The organism is Vibrio tapetis subsp. tapetis, assembly GCF_900233005.1.
Lineage (GTDB): Bacteria > Pseudomonadota > Gammaproteobacteria > Enterobacterales > Vibrionaceae > Vibrio > Vibrio tapetis.
In genome coordinates, this window is record NZ_LT960611.1 from 2,863,905 (window position 1) to 2,884,926 (window position 21,022).

A 21,022-nucleotide genomic window follows, 5' to 3' on the forward strand; every position below is an offset into this window, starting at 1 on the left:
TTCAACCAATATGATAAGTTAAGCTTCGACTGATCTTACAGGGATGAAATGATGGCCAATTACGATGTGTTTAATGGCGATGCCGACGGCTTAACGGCGTTGGTGCAACTTCGACTCGCTTATCCGAAACAATCAACATTGATAACAGGCGTAAAAAGAGACATAGCCTTGTTGCAACAAGTAACCTCATCAAATGACGACCAAATCACGGTACTCGATATTTCGATGGATAAAAATGTTGCAGCTTTAGAGCGTTGCCTAACCAATGGGGCAACCGTATTTTATGCCGACCATCATAGTGCCAAAAGCATTCCGGAATCTCCTAACTTTGAAGCCCATATCCATACCCATGCAAATACTTGTACTGCGTTGATAATCAATGGGTACCTTTCAGGTAAATACCCACTATGGGCCATTGTTGGAGCTTTTGGGGACAACCTACGTATTCCAGCGACTCAATTGGCACAAAAATTGGAAATATCGGAATATGATACGGAGCAATTAGAATTGCTTGGTATCTATCTCAATTACAATGGCTACGGTGAAGCCGTCTCAGATTTACTCTACGCCCCAGATGAATTATTCCAATTGTTAATTAAGTACAGCAGCCCGTTAGATTTCCTCCAACAAGAGTCCCGCGTTTTTGAAAAACTGCAAGATAGGTTTAATAGCGATCTCGCATTGGCACAAGACATTGAAGTATTAGAAGAAAATGAATGTAGTCGAGTTTTCATGTTGCCTAACGAAGCGTGGACAAAACGAGTGAGCGGTGTCTACAGCAACGCCCTTACCAATAAAGCGCCCAATAAAGCGCATGCCATCATCACTACCAATAAAAAAGACGGATATTTAATCAGTATTAGAGCGCCTTTAACTCGAAAGTTTGGTGCCGAGGCTCTAGCAAGCCAATTTAGTACCGGTGGAGGTCGTGAAGCCGCAGCAGGAATTAACCATTTACCCAAAGAACAACTATCGGCGTTTATTCACAAATTTCAGCAACATTTCACGACGAGTTAGAATCAAACAAGGTAAAGCCATTTTTTCTCCTCCATTGAAATGCTAAAGTAGCGCCAAATATAAAATTTATGATAATTGACTAGGATAATCAAAATGATCAAAAAATGCCTTTTCCCGGCAGCAGGCTATGGAACACGCTTCTTACCCGCGACAAAATCAATGCCAAAAGAAATGATGCCCATTGTAAATAAACCATTGATTGAATACGGCGTCGATGAAGCTATTGAAGCTGGTATGACGGGAATGTGCATTGTCACTGGCCGTGGTAAGCACTCGATCATGGATCATTTTGATAAAAACTACGAACTTGAGCACCAGATCAGTGGCACCAACAAAGAAGACTTACTGGTCGATATTCGTCAAACGATCGATTCCGCTCACTTTACTTACGTGCGTCAACGTGAAATGAAAGGCTTGGGTCACGCCATTTTAACTGGCCGTGAGCTGGTTGGCGATGAACCCTTTGCCGTTGTTTTAGCAGATGATTTATGTGTTAACCAACAGCAAGGTGTTCTAGCTCAGATGGTTGCACTGTATAAACAGTTCCGTTGCTCTATTGTCGCGGTTCAAGAAGTGCTAGAAGAAGAGACTCATAAATATGGCGTGATTTCTGGCGAAATGATCAAAGACGATCTTTTCAGAGTTGACGATATGGTTGAAAAGCCAGAGGCGGGTACTGCCCCTAGTAACCTGGCGATTATTGGTCGCTACATCTTAACTCCTGATATTTTTGAGCTGATTGAACAAACAGAACCAGGTAAAGGTGGCGAGATCCAAATTACCGATGCCCTATTAAAACAGGCTAAATCCGGCTGCGTGTTAGCGTATAAATTCAAAGGTCAGCGTTTTGACTGCGGCAGTGTCGAGGGTTACATTGAAGCCACGAACTACTGCTACCAGAATGTCTACTTGGCCAACGAAAAAACTGCAGAGCTTGGCCAACAGGCAACACAAAAAGAACAGAAGTAACCGTTCTTAGCTTCATTTTTATTTCTACCCAAATAATCCAGCCGTGTGCTGGATTATTTTTTACTGTTATTTTATCCAGTATTTTCTTTGCACAAAAGTTAGTCTATGCAATACTTAACTCTATCAATAATACATGAGTTCAGTAGATGGATACGATCGATATACGCGGCGCCCGCACCCATAACCTCAAAGATATCAGCCTTACTATTCCAAGAGACAAATTAACCGTTATTACTGGCCTTTCTGGCTCTGGAAAGTCTTCTTTAGCGTTTGATACTTTATACGCTGAAGGCCAACGCCGTTATGTTGAATCGCTTTCTGCTTACGCTCGTCAGTTTCTTTCTTTAATGGAAAAGCCCGACGTTGACCACATAGAGGGCTTGTCACCTGCTATTTCTATCGAGCAAAAGTCGACCTCTCATAACCCCCGTTCTACGGTTGGTACGATTACTGAAGTCTACGATTATCTACGTCTATTGTACGCCCGTGTTGGTGAGCCTCGCTGTCCTGATCATCACGTACCATTGACAGCACAAACCATCAGTCAGATGGTAGATAAAGTGTTAGAGCTTCCTGAAGGCAGTAAGATGATGCTGCTCGCTCCTATCGTAAAAGAGCGAAAAGGTGAGCATGTTAAAACGCTAGAAAACTTAGCCGCTCAAGGCTTTATTCGTGCTCGTATTGACGGAGAAACCTGCGATTTATCCGATCCTCCCACTCTAGAGCTCCACAAAAAGCACACCATTGAAGTGGTCGTTGACCGCTTTAAAGTCAGGGCTGATCTACAACAGCGTTTAGCTGAATCTTTTGAAACGACGCTAGAGCTTTCTGGGGGCATCGCGGCCGTTTGTTATATGGATAACAGCAAAGAAGAAGACATCATCTTTTCTGCTAATTTTGCCTGCCCGCATTGTGGCTATAGCATGCAAGAATTAGAGCCTCGCCTCTTTTCATTTAACAACCCAGCAGGCGCTTGTCACACCTGTGACGGTTTAGGGGTACAGCAGTATTTCGACCCAGATCGAGTGATCTTAGATGAATCATTGAGTTTAGCCAGTGGTGCAATTCGTGGTTGGGATAAGAAAAACTACTACTATTATCAAATGCTAGGTTCACTGGCATCGCATTATGACTTCGATTTGGACACACCCTTTAACGAACTGCCGAAAAAATTCCGAGACATTGTCCTAAAAGGCTCAGGGCGCACTGAAATTGAATTTTCATACATCAATGATCGTGGTGATAGTCGTATTAAGCATCACGCCTTTGAAGGTATTCTTAATACCTTAGAGCGTCGTTACCGAGATACTGAATCCAATGCCGTTAGAGAAGATTTAGCCAAATATATCTCTACTAAATCTTGCACCAGCTGCGGCGGAACGCGCTTGCGAACTGAAGCCAGAAATGTCTTCATCGGTGAAACCACTCTGCCAGAGATCGTAGAGATGAGCATCATTGAGGCGATGGACTTTTTCCAGCAATTGGAACTTACAGGGCAAAAAGCTCAAATTGCCGATAAGGTAATGAAGGAAATTAATGATCGGCTAAGCTTTTTGGTTAATGTCGGTTTGAACTACCTAAACTTATCCCGTAGTGCTGAGACACTATCTGGTGGTGAAGCACAGCGCATTCGCTTAGCTAGCCAAATTGGTGCCGGTCTTGTTGGCGTAATGTATGTTCTTGACGAGCCTTCTATCGGCCTCCATCAGCGAGACAATGAACGACTGTTAAAAACACTGAATCATCTACGAGACTTAGGTAATACCGTGTTGGTTGTGGAACACGATGAAGATGCCATTCGCAGTGCCGACCATATTATTGATATTGGCCCTGGTGCGGGTGTACATGGCGGCGAAATTGTTGCTGAGGGTGACTATCAAACCATTATCGACACCCCAAGATCGTTAACGGGTCAGTACTTGAGTGGCAAGAAGGAAATCTCTATTCCAGCCGAAAGAACGCCTTACGACAAAAAGAAAACCGTCGAGCTAATTGGAGCCAGTGGTAACAATTTAAAAGAAGTGACCTTTACGCTTCCGGTTGGCTTGTTTACTTGTATTACAGGGGTTTCAGGTTCAGGGAAATCGACGCTGATCAATGATACTTTTTACAAAATTGCTCAAACTCAGTTAAATGGAGCAACCATTGCCACACCTTCCCCTTATAAGAAAATAGTGGGACTAGAGCACTTTGATAAAGTCATCGATATTGATCAAAGTCCGATAGGCCGTACTCCGAGATCTAATCCAGCCACTTATACGGGGATATTTACACCGATACGAGAGCTATTTGCCGGGACTCAAGAATCTCGTTCTCGCGGCTATAAGCCTGGCAGGTTCAGTTTCAATGTTCGAGGCGGTCGTTGTGAGGCCTGCCAAGGGGATGGCGTTATCAAAGTAGAAATGCACTTTCTTCCTGATGTATACGTACCTTGTGATGTGTGTAAAGGCAAGCGATATAATCGTGAAACCTTAGAAGTCCGTTATAAAGGCAAGACCATTGACGAAGTATTGGAAATGACCGTTGAAGATGCTCATCGCTTCTTTGAACCCGTTCCGGTGATTGCTCGTAAACTTAAAACGTTAATGGATGTGGGTCTAACTTATATTTGTTTAGGCCAAGCAGCAACGACCTTATCTGGTGGCGAGGCTCAAAGGGTCAAATTGGCTCGCGAGCTGTCCAAACGAGATACCAGTAAAACGCTTTATATCTTGGATGAACCCACCACTGGTCTTCATTTCCATGATATTCAACAACTACTGAATGTATTGCATCGCTTGCGAGATCACGGTAATACCGTTGTGGTCATCGAGCATAACTTAGATGTAGTTAAAACAGCGGACTGGGTCGTCGATCTTGGTCCTGAAGGCGGACAAGGCGGCGGTGAAATCATTGCACAAGGAACGCCAGAGCAAGTCGCAAAAGTGAAAGGCTCTCACACTGCACGCTTCCTTAAGCCTATGTTGAAGTAGAAAAAATGGTAATATCAATACAGTCGATGGTCTTACTCATCGACTGTATTGATAACAAGGACATAACTTCTCTATGGCAACTTTGCTCGTGCGTGGGACTCAACTAGAATCCAATAAAACGAAAGCACCCCTCAACCGATATTTCTTGTATATGTTAGGCGCCACTTTTTTAGTCGCTATGCATTTCTTTATGCCGAATCCTGGCGGTTCAGGTTTGGCTCTGTCTTTTAATCCAACGACATGGATTACTGCAAGCTTCGCCATTGCTATTGGTTGCTACCAACTGGGTACCAATAAAACATTACGATATTCCAAGCTCACGATCATGCTCTTCGCTTGTTGTTGTATTCTGACTTTCCCCATATTTCTCCCCAGCGCAGAATGGGGAGAAGCCATACACCGAATTATTGGTTTATGGGCTGGTTTTTCATTATTTGTACTGTTGCAACAATTTCGATTTAGTAATGGGCAAAAACAGGCCTTACTCTGGTTTATACTGGTAGCCGTTGCCATTGAAGCCGTGTTTGGTTGGGTACAATACCTCTACTTACAGCCAGGTAATATCTTTGGCTACAATACGCTAGCCAATCGACCGTATGGTATTTTCCAGCAACCTAATGTCATGGCGAGCTTTTTAGCAACCGGGCTTGTGCTGTCAGGTTACATGCTAGCAAGGCAACCTCAAAAGTATCGACAAGCCCCTTTACTACTCACATTCATCGTACTCATTCCCATCATCACTGTTCCACTCATCCTAGTGATAGCATCTAGAACTGGCTGGTTAACCGCTGTTGCGGGTTCTATGCTAGTACTTCCCTACCTATGGAAGTTTTCAACTAAACGCCGAATTTCTTTTTGGGTGTCTGCCATTTTAGCCGGACTATTGGTTGGCAATGTCGTATCTAACCTTGATACCGATACGACTAGTGATTTAATTCAATATAAAGCAGCAAAGCAAGGCGATATTCGTACTACTTTCTACAAACAAGGTCTCGATATGATCATCGAGAAACCGTTAACAGGGTATGGTTATGGCAAATTTGAACCTGCTTACATGCTTTATACTGCCCGCCAACATCAGCTAAATCTTGATTACCCAGTCGGAACTCCTGCACTCGATCATCCCCATAATGAACTGATGATCTGGGGGGTAGAAGGTGGCGCGGTACCTGTCGTCGCAATTTTGGTTACTGCGCTCTTTGTACTCTATAAGATTTACACCGCCCGCAGTGGTACTCGCTTTGCACTACTCGGGTTATTAACACCTCTGGTTATCCATAGTCAGTTGGAGTATCCGTTTTATCACTCGGCCATACATTGGATCACATTCATTGTTTTACTCTTTTGGCTCGATCTACGCACCGCCAAATACAAAATGTGGCAATTCTCCAAGGTAAGCAAGGTCACATTACGCGTCAGCTCTTTGGTACTTCCATTAGTCACAGCCTTTTATATGCTAAGTGCCTTGCATACTAATTATGTTCTGACTCAGTTTGAGAAATCGCAACCAAGGCAACCCGAGCTATTGGAGCAAGTCACCAACCCTGTTGTTTGGAAAGATCGCTTCGATTGGGATGTATACAGCACCTACTTAACCATAGGCCTATACACTGCAGATCCTAAACTCATTCAGCCATACATTGACTGGTCTCAAGACATTATTCGTCGAAAGCCACGCCCCGCTTTCTATACCAATTTGATATTGGCACATCAAGGAATGGGAAATGAAAGCAAAGCCAATTTGATTAGATCCGAAGCAGAGTTCTTGTTTCCAAATAAAGATTTCTCTAAGGTAAATTATCAGCGCCCTTCCACTGCATCTAGCTCTCTAACAAGCGTTAGCCAGGCTGATAACTAAAAAAGCCGCCCTCAATTATATTGGGGGCGACTTTCAATATTGCTTAATTGGGGGCTTCGTTTTTATCGATATTAATCGTTTAAAGATTCTTCCAAGGCTCTCAAGCACAATGCAACGTTTTCAGCGCAAGCTGCGTAGCCCATCAAACCAATGCGCCATGCTTTACCCGCTAAATCACCTAACCCTGCGCCTATTTCTAGGTTGTAAGTTTCAAGTAAGTGCGAGCGAAGCTTGCCATCGTCGACACCTTCAGGGAAATAAACAGCATTCAGTTGTGGTAAGCGATAGGCTTCATCAACCACAAATCGGCAACCTAGTTTCTCAAGCCCATGTTTTAGCTTTTCGTGCATCAATTGATGCCTTTGCCAAGAATGTTCTAACCCTTCATTTTGCAGAGTAACAAGAGATTCATGCAGCGCATACAAGCTGTTCACTGGCGCCGTATGATGGTAACTACGCTTACCCTCGCCACTCCAGTAACCTAATACTAAGCTTTGATCCAAGAACCAGCTCTGCACTGGGCTAGTTCTTTGCTGGATTTTTTCAATCGCTTTGGATGAAAAAGTCAGTGGCGATAAGCCCGGTACACATGACAAGCACTTCTGGCTACCTGAATATACGGCGTCAAGCCCCCACTCATCCACCAGCAACGGCACGCCACCAAGAGAGGTCACGGCATCAACAATGGTTAACGCGCCATGAGATTGAGCGATTTTCGCAAGCTGTTGCGCATCAGATAATGCTCCGGTCGAGGTTTCTGCATGCACGAACGATAAAACTTTCGCATCCGGATGCACGGCAAATGCTTGCTCTACTTTTTCGCAACTGACAGGCTTGCCCCATTCATCATCAACGACCACGGCAATACCGCCACAGCGCTCAATGTTCTGTCGCATTCGTTCACCGAACACGCCATTGCGGCATACAATGACCTTATCTCCAGGCTCAACTAAGTTAACAAAGCAAGCTTCCATTCCAGCACTGCCCGGAGCAGAAACCGCAATAGTAAATTCATTTTCAGTTTGAAAAGCATATTTTAATAACTGTTTAAGCTCATCCATCATGCCAATAAAGAGAGGATCTAAATGGCCTATCGTTGGACGACTTAACGCTTGTAACACTTGAGGATAAATATCAGAAGGGCCAGGGCCCATCAATGTACGTTGCGGTGGGATAAAGCTTTTTATTGTCATAGGAATTCTCGCTTTAGCTTTCAGATAGCTCAGAGTAGCGTGAATACTCCAATGTAACAATTGTCTCGAGGTCGAGTCTTACCTTACTTTTTTTCACACCGTTAACTTTACAGACACACTATATTCATTTATCAGATTGACTTTTGTGCAATAAAACCGTTCAATGAAAGCTACAGAAGAGGAGCACTGCCTAGGGAAATAACATGTGGAGCCACAACTCCCACACATGTTATGGATGGGGAGCCGTGCCGAGATGAGTTGCACTTGTGGTGGTAACTTATCGGTTAATCAGGCTGAATCCTATTAACTGTCACCCTAAGGTGAAGCGCTTCTGAGATACACGCCTATATTTATAACAAACACAGATAAAATATAGTCATAAATCGTATCTCTTCTCCGCTCGATCTTTCTCTCTTCAACATCGGATGTTTGGTAATAGCCTTTCTATTGCCTATTAAATTTATTGGAAAAATTGGGAGCCCCCACTGTGAACTCATTTAATGTCGCCAAATTTGGCGGAACTAGCGTTGCAGATTTCGCTGCAATGAGCCGTTGCACTACCATTATTGAAAATAATCCAGCAACAAAATTGGTCGTAATCAGTGCTTGTTCAGGCGTAACGAATATTCTTGTTGAATTGGCAAACGGTGTCTCTGATGCTGCTAGTCGACAAAAATTACTCATTCAATTGGCCGAAATTCACAACAATATTCTGGCTGAATTAAATGATGCAGCCGAGACAACAACTCGTGTACGTGAAGTCTTAGATACCGTTGCAAGCGCAGCAGAAGCCGCGTCTTTTCAAATCAGCGACAAATTAACGGATCACATCGTAAGTTGTGGTGAGTTGATGTCGACTCATATTCTTGCTCAACTGATGAGAGAACGTGGCATTGACGCCATCCGTTTTGATATTCGCGACATTATGAGAACGAATAATGTTCACGGACAAGCCTCTCCGGAACTGACCACTATTGCGGAGTTAGCAAAACAGAAGCTAGTCCCGCTTTGCCAAAGTAAGGTTGTCATTACCCAGGGTTTTATTGGCAGTGATGAAGACGGTAACACGACCACTTTAGGCAGGGGCGGCAGTGACTACAGCGCAGCTTTAATCGCAGAATCTGTCAACGCGTCTGGCCTTGAGATATGGACCGACGTACCCGGAATTTATACAACTGATCCGCGTGTTGCTCCTAAAGCTACTCCCATCCCAGAAATTAGTTTCAGTGAAGCCTCTGAAATGGCCAACTTTGGAGCTAAAATCTTACACCCATCAACACTATTGCCAGCACTCCGTCAGCAGATCCCTGTTTTTGTTGGATCTTCTAAGGCACCAGAAAAAGGCGGTACTTGGATCCGTCAGCAAGTAGAAAGTGCGCCACTATTTAGAGCGCTTGCATTACGAGGCAATCAAACCATGGTCACGTTGCGCAGCCTAAACATGTTCCATGCCTACGGCTTTCTTGCTGAAGCATTCCGAATTCTCGCCAAGCACAAGGTATCGGTCGACTTAATCACCACGTCAGAAGTCAGTGTTTCGCTTACATTGGATCAAACGAATACCGCAGGTGGAGCTCCAGAGTTGCCAATTGCGGCTCGAGAAGAACTAGAACAATTATGCAGTGTTGACATTGAGCACGATCTTAGTCTTATCGCGCTGATTGGTAATAACATGAGTGAAAGCAAAGGCTATGCAAAACAGGTATTTAGCACACTAGAAGACTATAACTTACGCATGATTTGCTACGGTGCAAGCCCACATAACCTGTGCTTCTTATTACATGAATCGGTTGCTCGTAGCGCAGTTCAAGCGCTTCATGAAGAGCTTTTTGAAAGCTAATAAAAGAAAATAGGATTAAAAAATTAAGGGCTTGAATCATCAAGCCCTTATTTGTGTTATCTAGAGGATTAGTTAATATTGGGCCCTAACCATCTCTCAGCTTCTTCTTGGCTCCATCCTTTACGTTCAGCATAATCTTTAACTTGATCGTCTTGGATCTGGGCAATCGCAAAATAACGCGAGTCCGGATGCGAGAAGTACCAACCAGACACTGAAGCGCCCGGCCACATTGCATAACTCGTCGTCAAAGACATACCAATCGCTTCTTCCGCCTTGAGCATCTCCCACAAGGTGCCTTTCTCGGTATGTTCAGGGCAGGCAGGGTAACCGGGAGCCGGCCTTGTACCTTGGTATTTTTCACGGATCAAATCCTCATTAGATAGATTTTCTTCCGGTGAATAGCCCCAAATATCTTTTCGAACCTGCTCATGTAAATATTCAGCAAAAGCTTCCGCTAGCCTATCTGCAACTGCTTGGATCATAATGGCATTATAATCATCGCCGTTGGCTTTATACTCATCAGCCAATTCACGCTCGCCAATCCCTCCCGTCACCGCAAAACCACCGATCCAGTCTTTTTTACCACTGGATTTAGGGGCAATATAATCTGAAGTACAATAGTTAAAGCCTTTTGGCTTTTGGGTTTGTTGGCGTAAATTACATAACACGTGTGCGACTTCTGTACGGCTTTCATCACTATAAACTTCGATATCATCGCCGACACTTGCTGCGGGGAACAAAGCACACATGCCTCGAGCTTTCAGGAGACCTTCACTTTCAACCCGATCAAGCATCACATTCGCGTCATGAAACAATCGCTTAGCTTCTTCTCCGACTTCTTCATGTTCTAAAATCGCTGGGTATTTCCCCATCAATGTCCAAGTCATAAAGAAAGGTGTCCAATCGATGTACTTTCTAAGAATAGACACATCGAAGTCATCGTATATATGTACACCAGGCTTACGCGGTACTGGAGGGGTATAATTGCCCCAATCTATATCAACACGATTTTCCCGCGCTTTTTCCAAGGTGACAGGTTTTGTTCTTGGTTTTTTACGATTATGTTGATCGCGCACGCGCTCATAATCTAAATCCAACTTCTCGACAAATGCTGGCAATAGATCTTTAGAAAGAAGTGACGTACATACACCAACCGCTCGAGAGGCATTATTCACATAAACCACTGGCTTGTGGTAATTCTGTTCAATTTTTACAGCCGTATGCGCCTTAGAGGTCGTCGCACCACCGATCAGTAGTGGTAACTCAAAGCCTTGTCTTTCCATTTCTTTGGCAACATGTACCATTTCATCTAAAGATGGCGTTATAAGGCCAGACAGGCCAATGATGTCTACATTTTCTTCCTTGGCGACTTTAAGGATCTTTTCACAAGAAACCATGACGCCAAGGTCGATAATTTCATAGTTATTACATTGTAAAACGACGCCAACGATATTCTTACCAATATCGTGTACATCGCCTTTAACCGTTGCCAGTAAGATCTTACCGTTAGTCGCGCCTACATCTTTGGTCGCATTGATAAATGGCTCTAAGTGGGCAACAGCTTGCTTCATAACACGTGCAGATTTAACCACTTGCGGTAAGAACATTTTACCTTCACCAAAAAGGTCACCAACAACGTTCATTCCGTCCATCAAAGGCCCTTCAATCACCTCTATTGGCCTTGACGCATTCTGACGGGCCTCTTCGGTATCCTCCACAATAAACTCGGTGATCCCTTTAACTAGTGCATGCTCCATTCGTTTTTCTACTGGCCATGTACGCCACTCTAAAGCCGCTGGATCCTCTTCTTTTCCAACCCCTGTATTGGCGTACTCAGATGCAATATCTAAGAGCCTTTCAGTACCGTCATCACGGCGGTTAAGCACAACATCTTCAACCGCTACACGCAGCTTTTCAGGTACGTTGTCATAAACCTCTAGCTGACCGGCATTAACGATCCCCATGTCCATACCATTTTTAAAACAGTGGTATAGAAACACGGCATGGATAGCTTCACGCACGTAGTTATTGCCTCGGAACGAAAAAGATACGTTAGAAACACCACCAGAAATCATCGCGTGTGGCAGGTCGCGTTTTATATCTCCAACTGCTTCGATGAAATCGACTGCGTAATTATTGTGTTCGTCAATGCCCGTTGCAACCGCAAATATATTGGGATCAAAGATGATGTCTTCTGGAGGGAAACCCACCTCATCAACCAAAATATGATAAGCGTTAGTACAAATTTCTAATTTACGCTCTCTCGTATCCGCTTGCCCTTCTTCATCAAATGCCATCACAATAACAGCGGCACCGTAACGGCGAACTAATTTGGCTTGTTGAACAAACTTCTCTTTACCTTCTTTTAAGGAAATTGAGTTAACTATGCTCTTACCTTGCACGCACTTAAGGCCTGCTTCGATCACCTCCCACTTAGAGGAATCGACCATAATAGGCACTTTTGATATTTCAGGTTCAGAAGCACATAAGTTTAGAAAGCGAGTCATACATGCTTCTGCATCAAGCATGCCTTCATCCATATTGATATCGATGATCTGTGCACCGTTTTCAACCTGCTGACGCGCGACATCAAGAGCTTCATCGTATAGCTCTTCTTTTATAAGACACTTAAAACGAGCAGATCCGGTCACGTTAGTTCGTTCACCTACGTTTACAAACAAGCTTTCTTTTTCGATCATCAGAGGTTCTAGACCCGATAATCGACACGCTACTGGGATATCAGGCAATACTCGAGGTTTAACACCTTTAACAGCCAGAGCCATCTGCCTAATGTGCTCTGGTGTGGTGCCACAGCAACCGCCAACAAGGTTTAAGAACCCACTTTGCGCCCACTCAGCGATATGCTCAGCCATATCTTCTGGAGAAAGATCATATTCGCCAAAAGCATTTGGAAGGCCAGCATTTGGGTGGGCAGAAACACTGCATTCTGAAATGCGAGAAAGCTCATCGACATACTGCCTCAGTTCGTCAGGACCTAATGCACAGTTCAAACCAAAGGAGATAGGTTGAACGTGTCTGAGTGCATTATAGAAAGCTTCCGTAGTTTGGCCTGAAAGAGTACGGCCAGAGGCGTCAGTGATGGTGCCAGAGATCATGACTGGTAATTCATAACCCAGCTCTTCAAATACGGTTTGAACCGCAAAGGCACACGCTTTTGCATTCAAAGTATCAAAGATCGTTTCAATCAAAATAAGATCGGAACCGCCTTTGATAAGCGCATGAGTAGACTCACAATACGCTTCTACCAGTTCATCAAAACTGACGTTTCTAAAACCAGGATCATTCACATCAGGTGATATAGAACAAGTGCGGTTTGTTGGGCCAAGTACCCCCGCGACATATCTTGGACGCTCAGGCGTCTTAGCACTCCACTCATCAGCCGCTTCACGGGCTAACTTTGCTGCGACATAGTTGATCTCTGCACTGAGACTCTCCATGTCATAATCGGCCATAGCGATAGTGGTTGCATTAAATGTGTTGGTTTCCAGAATATCAGCGCCGGCGGCAAGATATTCCAGATGAATTCCTTTTATCAACTCAGGCTTAGTCAGGACCAAAAGATCATTATTGCCTTTTAAATCACAATGCCAATCAGCAAAACGTTCACCACGATAATCCGCTTCTTCGAGCTTATAATCTTGAATCATGGTGCCCATGCCACCATCGATTAACATGATGTATTCTTTTAACTTCGCTTCAATTTGTTGTTTTACTTCGCTTCCAGCCACAATACTGCCTCATTCCTTGCGTATAGTTCATCCTATCATATCGATTATAGAAATCTAGACGGCCAAACCTTGTTGTTATATTTTTATGTAAACAAAATACGCTATCCGATAAATAATAAAAAGCATTTGATATTTATACGTGCTAGATAGAAAATCAATATTCATACTTTGTTACACTTAAGCGAGTTTTACATCATGTCCGTTTATTACACCCTGTGTTTTTTATCAGCGGCAGCTATGTTGATTGCATTTATCAACTCTAAATTCGGGAAAATGCAAACCACCATAGCCATAACGGCTGGTGCTTTGGTTTTGTCGCTGCTCATTATTATTGCGGGCCAAAATGATTGGTTCGAATTACGTCATGTCGCAATGGAAACAATGACGACAATTAACTTTGAAGACTTTCTTTTGAAAGGTGTACTAGGTTTTCTGTTATTTGCTGGCGGACTGGGTATCAAACTACCCAATTTAGAAGACCAAAAGTGGGAGATTACAGTTCTTGCCCTTGGTGCTACCCTCATTTCAACAGCATTAATTGGCTTTGCGCTCTATGGCTTCTGCTCACTAATTAATGTACCGCTCGATCTCATTTACTGTTTACTATTCGGTGCTCTCATTTCGCCTACCGATCCCATTGCTGTACTCGCTATTGTCAAAAAACTAGATGCCCCTAAGCGTATTTCAACTCAGATCGAAGGTGAGTCTTTATTTAATGACGGATTTAGTCTAGTTATTTTTGTCACATTGTATTCATTTGCATTCGGTACAGAAGCTCCAACTTTTGGTAGTGTTTCCATGCTATTTCTACATGAAGCTATCGGTGGAATAGTCTATGGCTACTTGCTCGGACTATTATTCCACTACTTGATCAGTGCTACTGACGACCACTCAATGGAGTTACTCTTAACTATTGGTATTCCAACAGCTGGATATACTTTTGCGCAAGTCCTGGGAGTCTCAGGACCATTGGCAATGGTGATTTCTGGAATAATGATCGGAAACTGGACGAGGTTCGTGGGTTTTTCTAAGGAGAGTGAAGAACACTTAGACAATTTTTGGGAGTTAATTGATGAGTTCTTGAATGGCGTGCTATTCCTGCTTATCGGTATGTCTATGCTGTTATTCAACTTCCACCAAGAAGACTGGTTATTAATGGGATTTGCCGTCCCTCTTGTGCTTGCTGCCCGTTATATCAGTGTTAAAACTGCATATTTAGGCTTCCAAAGATACCGTAGCTATAACTCATGGTCAGTTAAGATACTGACTTGGGGAGGGTTACGGGGCGGTCTAGCATTGGCGATGGCTCTTTCAATTCCGTCAGGAATACTCGTCATTCCAGACAAATCCATAGATGTAAAAGAGCTATTACTTGTCATGACATATTCAGTGGTTGTATTTTCTATTCTTGTCCAAGGCTCGACCATAATTCCCATGATTGAAAAAGCAAAAAAAGAAGAGTAACCGAGAACAAGGCCACAACAGTGGCCTTACTACTATTTATTAGTGCTGGTGATACTAATCTTTTGTGAAGTTTTCTTCCGAAAAACGATCTAAATCATATGGGGTCTGTTGGTAAACACAGTAGTTAAGCCAATTTAAAAACAATAAATGTCCATGACTTCTCCAGCTTGCAACAGGTTTGTTATCAGGATTATCATTAGGGTAGTAATTAACTGGAATAGCAGGCTCCATACCTTCGCCTAGATCTCGGACATACTCGTGATGCAATGTGTGCGAGTCGTACTCTGGGTGCCCAGTAACAAAGACATTACGCTTATCCTTCGTTGAAGCTAGGTAAACACCAGCAGCATCTGAAGTTGCTAATATGTCCAAATCAGTATGTTCCTCTAGATACTCTGGTGAAAAGTCCGCATACCTAGAATGGGGAGCCAGAAAAGTATCATCGAACCCGCGTAAAACCGGATGAAACTCTTGCTGGATCTTATGGTGGTAAACACCTGATAACTTTTCTTTCCGAGTTCGCTTTGGAAGGTTATACAGTAATTTCAATCCCGCTTGTGCAGCCCAACATACATAGAGTGTTGACGTAACGTGCGCTTTCGCCCAATTCATAATTGTCTGTAAATGTTCCCAATAAATCACATCCTCAAACTGAACCAAGCCTAATGGTGCTCCAGTGATAATCAAACCATCAAAATTCCTATCTTTTACCATTTCAAATTGACGATAAAAGTTATCCAGATGCTCTGTGGGTGTGTTTTTACTTGGTCGATTGTCGATGCATAGTAGCTCTACGTCTATCTGGAGCGGGCTGTTAGATAATAGCCTTAAAAATTGAGTTTCGGTCTCAATTTTTTTAGGCATCAAATTCAAAATCAACACTTTAAGCGGACGGATTTCTTGAGTGGTTGCACGGGATTCCGGCATCACAAATATTTTTTCTTCTCTCAATACATCCAATGCAGGTAGTTGATCTGGAATCCTAATTGGCATTTTACTTTCTCCCTAAAGAATATAGCCGTCTATATGGCTACATTATATCAGAGGATACCGTATGTCGAGGGGAAAATATGACGTGTGATACTATTATTATAGACGTAAAAAAGCCCAAGTCGTAAGACTTGGGCTTAATATAAGTGGCGGAGTGGACGGGACTCGAACCCGCGACCCCCGGCGTGACAGGCCGGTATTCTAACCAACTGAACTACCACTCCGCAGTGGAATACTTGCCTTAGCAAGTGTTCATATTTTTAGATTGGTCAATCTAAAAATCAAATTTTGAGCCTGGCGATGTCCTACTCTCACATGGGGAAACCCCACACTACCATCGGCGCTACTGCGTTTCACTTCTGAGTTCGGCATGGGATCAGGTGGGTCCGCAACGCTATGGTCGCCAAGCAAATTCTTTAATTCGGAAAGCTGTTGCTTAAAAGTTCTTATTACACATTCAATTATGTTCTTGCTTTGAGTCCAATCAAAACCCCTTGGGTGTTGTATGGTTAAGCCTCACGGGCAATTAGTACAGGTTAGCTCAATGCCTCGCAGCACTTACACACCCTGCCTATCAACGTTCTAGTCTTGAACAACCCTTTAGGGCACTTAAAGTGCCAGGGAAAACTCATCTCAAGGCTCGCTTCGCGCTTAGATGCTTTCAGCGCTTATCGATTCCGAACTTAGCTACCGGGCAATGCCATTGGCATGACAACCCGAACACCAGAGGTTCGTCCACTCCGGTCCTCTCGTACTAGGAGCAGCCCCTTTCAATTTTCCAACGCCCACGGCAGATAGGGACCGAACTGTCTCACGACGTTCTAAACCCAGCTCGCGTACCACTTTAAATGGCGAACAGCCATACCCTTGGGACCGACTTCAGCCCCAGGATGTGATGAGCCGACATCGAGGTGCCAAACACCGCCGTCGATATGAACTCTTGGGCGGTATCAGCCTGTTATCCCCGGAGTACCTTTTATCCGTTGAGCGATGGCCCTTCCATTCAGAACCACCGGATCACTATGACCTGCTTTCGCACCTGCTCGAATTGTCATTCTCGCAGTCAAGCGGGCTTATGCCATTGCACTAACCACACGATGTCCAACCGTGTTTAGCCCACCTTCGTGCTCCTCCGTTACTCTTTGGGAGGAGACCGCCCCAGTCAAACTACCCACCAGGCACTGTCCGCAATCCCGATAAGGGACCGACGTTAGAACATCAAGCATACAAGGGTGGTATTTCAAGATTGCCTCCACTCCATCTAGCGACGAAGTTTCAAAGGCTCCCACCTATCCTACACATGTAGGGTCAATGTTCAGTGCCAAGCTGTAGTAAAGGTTCACGGGGTCTTTCCGTCTAGCCGCGGGTACACTGCATCTTCACAGCGATTTCAATTTCACTGAGTCTCGGGTGGAGACAGCGTGGCCATCATTACGCCATTCGTGCAGGTCGGAACTTACCCGACAAGGAATTTCGCTACCTTAGGACCGTTATAGTTACGGCCGCCGTTTACCGGGGCTTCGATCAAGAGCTTCGACCGAAGTCTAACCCCATCAATTAACCTTCCGGCACCGGGCAGGCGTCACACCGTATACGTCATCTTACGATTTTGCACAGTGCTGTGTTTTTAATAAACAGTTGCAGCCACCTGGTATCTGCGACTCCTAGTAGCTCCATCCGCAAGGGACTTCACCGCCAAGAGCGTACCTTCTCCCGAAGTTACGGTACCATTTTGCCTAGTTCCTTCACCCGAGTTCTCTCAAGCGCCTTGGTATTCTCTACCCGACCACCTGTGTCGGTTTGGGGTACGATTTCTTATAATCTGAAGCTTAGAGGCTTTTCCTGGAAGCATGGCATCAATGACTTCACAACCGTAGTTGCTCGACATCGTGTCTCAGCGTTAATGACGGTCCGGATTTACCTAAACCATCCGCCTACGCACTTGAACCTGGATAACCATCACCAGGCCCACCTAGCCTTCTCCGTCCCCCCATCGCAATTATAAGAAGTACGGGAATATTAACCCGTTTCCCATCGACTACGCCTTTCGGCCTCGCCTTAGGGGTCGACTTACCCTGCCCCGATTAACGTTGGACAGGAACCCTTGGTCTTCCGGCGAGGGAGTTTTTCACTCCCTTTATCGTTACTCATGTCAGCATTCGCACTTCTGATACGTCCAGCAGCCCTTACAGACCACCTTCAACCGCTTACAGAACGCTCCCCTACCCCGCACACAAAGTGTGCAGCCGCAGCTTCGGTTTACTACTTAGCCCCGTTACATCTTCCGCGCAGGCCGACTCGACCAGTGAGCTATTACGCTTTCTTTAAATGATGGCTGCTTCTAAGCCAACATCCTGGCTGTCTGAGCCTTCCCACATCGTTTCCCACTTAGTAGTAATTTGGGACCTTAGCTGGCGGTCTGGGTTGTTTCCCTCTCCACGACGGACGTTAGCACCCGCCGTGTGTCTCCCGGATATTACTTATTGGTATTCGGAGTTTGCAAAGGGTTGGTAAGTCGGGATGACCCCCTAGCCTTAACAGTGCTCTACCCCCAATAGTATTCGTCCGAGGCGCTACCTAAATAGCTTTCGGGGAGAACCAGCTATCTCCAGGTTTGATTGGCCTTTCACCCCTAGCCACAAGTCATCCGCTAATTTTTCAACATTAGTCGGTTCGGTCCTCCAATTGATGTTACTCAATCTTCAACCTGCCCATGGCTAGATCACCTGGTTTCGGGTCTAATTCTAGCAACTGAGCGCCCAGTTAAGACTCGGTTTCCCTACGGCTCCCCTAAACGGTTAACCTTGCTACTAAAATTAAGTCGCTGACCCATTATACAAAAGGTACGCAGTCACCCAACAAGTGGGCTCCTACTGCTTGTACGTACACGGTTTCAGGTTCTATTTCACTCCCCTCACAGGGGTTCTTTTCGCCTTTCCCTCACGGTACTGGTTCACTATCGGTCAGTCAGTAGTATTTAGCCTTGGAGGATGGTCCCCCCATATTCAAACAGGATATCACGTGTCCCGCCTTACTCGTTTTCACTGATTATGATGCGTCGACTACGGGGCTATCACCCTTTACTGCGACACTTTCCAGAGTCTTCGTCTGCATCATTAAAAGCTTAAGGGCTAATCCAATTTCGCTCGCCGCTACTTTCGGAATCTCGGTTGATTTCTCTTCCTTCGGGTACTTAGATGTTTCAGTTCCCCGAGTTCGCTTCACTTAGCTATGTATTCACTAAGAGATGACCGCTTATGCGGCCGGGTTTCCCCATTCGGAAATCGTAGACTCAAGTGGCTTTTACTGCCTTATCTACGCTTATCGCAAGTTAATACGTCCTTCATCGCCTCTGACTGCCAAGGCATCCACCGTGTACGCTTAGTCACTTAACCATACAACCCCAAGAGGTCTTTATGTATGGCAAACAACCAAGGTTGTCTCTCTATTTTATGAGTGAGAGACGTTCGATTTTGCCGGACTCAAATATGTTTTCATTCGCATGAAAACCCAAGAACACTTGAATGTGTGTTGGTACCTATCACTCATAAAGAGTCATAGGATTTGAGAACTTTTAAATTTGAATAACAATGAAATCACATTGTTATTCGTCAGCTTTCCAAATTGTTAAAGAGCATAAAGCACAAAAGCTTTAATCAATAACCGAAGTCATTCATTAAAGCTCTGCTTTAACTTAATCTAAACCATCAATCTGTGTGGGTACTCATCGTGAAAATCTTCGTATAAGGAGGTGATCCAGCCCCAGGTTCCCCTAGGGCTACCTTGTTACGACTTCACCCCAGTCATGAACCACAAAGTGGTAAGCGTCCTCCCCGAAGGGTTAAACTACCTACTTCTTTTGCAGCCCACTCCCATGGTGTGACGGGCGGTGTGTACAAGGCCCGGGAACGTATTCACCGTGACATTCTGATTCACGATTACGAGCGATTCCGACTTCATGGAGTCGAGTTGCAGACTCCAATCCGGACTACGACGCAGTTTTTGGGATTCGCTCACCATCGCTGGTTGGCTGCCCTCTGTATGCGCCATTGTAGCATGTGTGTAGCCCTACTCGTAAGGGCCATGATGACTTGACGTCGTCCCCACCTTCCTCCGGTTTATCACCGGCCGTCTCCCTGGAGTTCCCGACCTTACTCGCTGGCAAACAAGGATCAGGGTTGCGCTCGTTGCGGGACATAACCCAACATTTCACAACATGAGCTGACTACAGCCATGCAGCATCTGTCTGACAGTTCCAGAAGGCACACCCGCATCTCCCCTGGCTTCTGTAGATGTCAAGAGTGGGTCAGGTTCTTCGCGTTGCATCGAAGTAATCCAGAAGCTCCACCTTTGGATGCGGGCCCACTTCACTTCGGTTGAGTTTTAATCTCCGCACCGTACTCCCGAGGAAAGTCTACATAACGCTTTCGCTCCCCAAGCCACGGCTCAAGGGCTCTTCCTCTAATTAAACCTCAACCACCGCCTGTACGGCGAGCGCTATCTTAAACAGTTCGCTCCACAGAGGGGGTCGCAACTTTAATTGTCAGTATTTTGTCCGGGGGGGCCGCCGTTGCGCCACTTGGTATTTCCATAAAGATTTTTAACGGAGGGTCAAACCTTACACCCCGAAAAATCTTCCCCCCCCCCTCCCGATTCCTTTTGGCCCGGCCCAGTTTGGGAAAAGGCTTTTTCCCGAGGGTTGGAGACCCGGGGGGATTTTCTCAATTTTGGAAATTAAAAGAAAACTCCCCGGGGGAGGGGACTTTTTTTACCCCCCAGGTTTATTTTCCCAAATTAAAAGGCTTTGGGAAACCCCACGCAGATAAATAAACGGCCCCGGGCCGGGCGAGGGGAAAAAGGTAAATATTTGGGCCCCGGGGGGGTCCCTTCCTTCCTCTGTCGCACGGGTGTAAAGGAGTTACAGGGGGGGAAGAACTACGAGCGCCTTTTTTTTAAAAAAGGTGGGAAAA

General features: G+C 44.9%; 9 protein-coding genes, 1 tRNA gene, 2 rRNA genes, 1 riboswitch and 1 other annotated feature. Of the genes, 6 read left to right on the forward strand and 6 right to left on the reverse strand.

What is annotated here, in order from left to right; all coding sequences use genetic code 11:
- Window positions 1-48 precede the first annotated feature (48 nt).
- The 4 genes from VTAP4600_RS12740 to VTAP4600_RS12755 all read left to right on the forward strand — a co-directional run bounded on the left by VTAP4600_RS12740 (window position 49) and on the right by VTAP4600_RS12755 (window position 6,816).
- On the forward strand, window positions 49-1,017 hold the full coding sequence (locus VTAP4600_RS12740; protein ID WP_102523138.1) for a DHH family phosphoesterase: 969 nt from the start codon (window positions 49-51) through the stop codon (window positions 1,015-1,017).
- A gap of 93 nt (window positions 1,018-1,110) precedes the next feature.
- On the forward strand, window positions 1,111-1,986 hold the full coding sequence (gene galU, locus VTAP4600_RS12745) for a UTP--glucose-1-phosphate uridylyltransferase GalU (RefSeq protein ID WP_102523139.1): 876 nt from the start codon (window positions 1,111-1,113) through the stop codon (window positions 1,984-1,986).
- A 146-nt stretch (window positions 1,987-2,132) separates the two neighbouring features.
- A complete protein-coding gene (uvrA, locus tag VTAP4600_RS12750) occupies window positions 2,133-4,958 on the forward strand; it encodes an excinuclease ABC subunit UvrA (RefSeq protein ID WP_102523140.1) in 2,826 nt (941 codons plus the stop codon).
- A 73-nt stretch (window positions 4,959-5,031) separates the two neighbouring features.
- Window positions 5,032-6,816: a PglL family O-oligosaccharyltransferase gene (locus VTAP4600_RS12755; RefSeq protein ID WP_102523141.1), complete on the forward strand. Its 1,785-nt coding sequence runs from the start codon at window positions 5,032-5,034 to the stop codon at window positions 6,814-6,816.
- A 71-nt stretch (window positions 6,817-6,887) separates the two neighbouring features.
- On the opposite strand, the gene VTAP4600_RS12760 is transcribed toward VTAP4600_RS12755, so the two are convergent.
- Entirely contained in the window at window positions 6,888-8,009 is a 1,122-nt protein-coding gene (locus VTAP4600_RS12760) for a pyridoxal-phosphate-dependent aminotransferase family protein (RefSeq protein ID WP_102523142.1), read from the reverse strand.
- Window positions 8,010-8,177: 168 nt separating this feature from the next.
- Window positions 8,178-8,348: riboswitch (Lysine riboswitch) on the forward strand.
- Window positions 8,349-8,553: 205 nt separating this feature from the next.
- Between VTAP4600_RS12760 and lysC the strand changes: the two genes are divergently transcribed.
- Window positions 8,554-9,849: a lysine-sensitive aspartokinase 3 gene (gene lysC / locus VTAP4600_RS12765; protein ID WP_231897916.1), complete on the forward strand. Its 1,296-nt coding sequence runs from the start codon at window positions 8,554-8,556 to the stop codon at window positions 9,847-9,849.
- 68 nt (window positions 9,850-9,917) lie between these two features.
- Here lysC and metH read toward each other — a convergent pair whose 3' ends face one another.
- Window positions 9,918-13,544 carry a methionine synthase gene (metH, locus tag VTAP4600_RS12770; RefSeq protein ID WP_231897917.1) on the reverse strand — a complete coding sequence of 1,209 codons (3,627 nt, stop codon included), beginning with the start codon at window positions 13,542-13,544 and terminating at the stop codon, window positions 9,918-9,920.
- A 249-nt stretch (window positions 13,545-13,793) separates the two neighbouring features.
- On the opposite strand from metH, the gene VTAP4600_RS12775 reads away from it, so the two are divergent.
- Window positions 13,794-15,062 (forward strand): cation:proton antiporter, encoded by a 1,269-nt coding sequence (locus tag VTAP4600_RS12775; RefSeq protein WP_102523145.1) that lies wholly within the window; start codon window positions 13,794-13,796, stop codon window positions 15,060-15,062.
- Window positions 15,063-15,116: 54 nt separating this feature from the next.
- On the opposite strand, the gene metA is transcribed toward VTAP4600_RS12775, so the two are convergent.
- The 4 genes from metA to VTAP4600_RS12795 form a co-directional block, all read right to left on the reverse strand.
- Window positions 15,117-16,055 carry a homoserine O-acetyltransferase MetA gene (metA, locus tag VTAP4600_RS12780; RefSeq protein ID WP_102523146.1) on the reverse strand — a complete coding sequence of 313 codons (939 nt, stop codon included), beginning with the start codon at window positions 16,053-16,055 and terminating at the stop codon, window positions 15,117-15,119.
- 144 nt (window positions 16,056-16,199) lie between these two features.
- A tRNA-Asp gene (locus VTAP4600_RS12785) sits at window positions 16,200-16,276 on the reverse strand.
- A 68-nt stretch (window positions 16,277-16,344) separates the two neighbouring features.
- Window positions 16,345-16,460: ribosomal RNA gene (gene rrf, locus VTAP4600_RS12790) — 5S ribosomal RNA — on the reverse strand.
- A gap of 97 nt (window positions 16,461-16,557) precedes the next feature.
- Window positions 16,558-19,447: ribosomal RNA gene (locus VTAP4600_RS12795) — 23S ribosomal RNA — on the reverse strand.
- Window positions 19,448-19,796: 349 nt separating this feature from the next.
- Window positions 19,797-20,754: a sequence feature (16S ribosomal RNA rRNA prediction is too short), on the reverse strand.
- Window positions 20,755-21,022: the final 268 nt, after the last annotated feature.

Coding starts and splice junctions, on each gene's coding strand:
- VTAP4600_RS12775 (WP_102523145.1), top strand. CDS start 13,794: ATGTCCGTTTATTACACCCTGTGTTTTTTATCAGCGGCAGCTATGTTG.
- VTAP4600_RS12760 (WP_102523142.1), bottom strand. CDS start 8,009: ATGACAATAAAAAGCTTTATCCCACCGCAACGTACATTGATGGGCCCT.
- metA (WP_102523146.1), bottom strand. CDS start 16,055: ATGCCAATTAGGATTCCAGATCAACTACCTGCATTGGATGTATTGAGA.
- VTAP4600_RS12755 (WP_102523141.1), top strand. CDS start 5,032: ATGGCAACTTTGCTCGTGCGTGGGACTCAACTAGAATCCAATAAAACG.
- uvrA (WP_102523140.1), top strand. CDS start 2,133: ATGGATACGATCGATATACGCGGCGCCCGCACCCATAACCTCAAAGAT.
- metH (WP_231897917.1), bottom strand. CDS start 13,544: ATGTTAATCGATGGTGGCATGGGCACCATGATTCAAGATTATAAGCTC.
- VTAP4600_RS12740 (WP_102523138.1), top strand. CDS start 49: ATGATGGCCAATTACGATGTGTTTAATGGCGATGCCGACGGCTTAACG.
- galU (WP_102523139.1), top strand. CDS start 1,111: ATGATCAAAAAATGCCTTTTCCCGGCAGCAGGCTATGGAACACGCTTC.
- lysC (WP_231897916.1), top strand. CDS start 8,554: ATGAGCCGTTGCACTACCATTATTGAAAATAATCCAGCAACAAAATTG.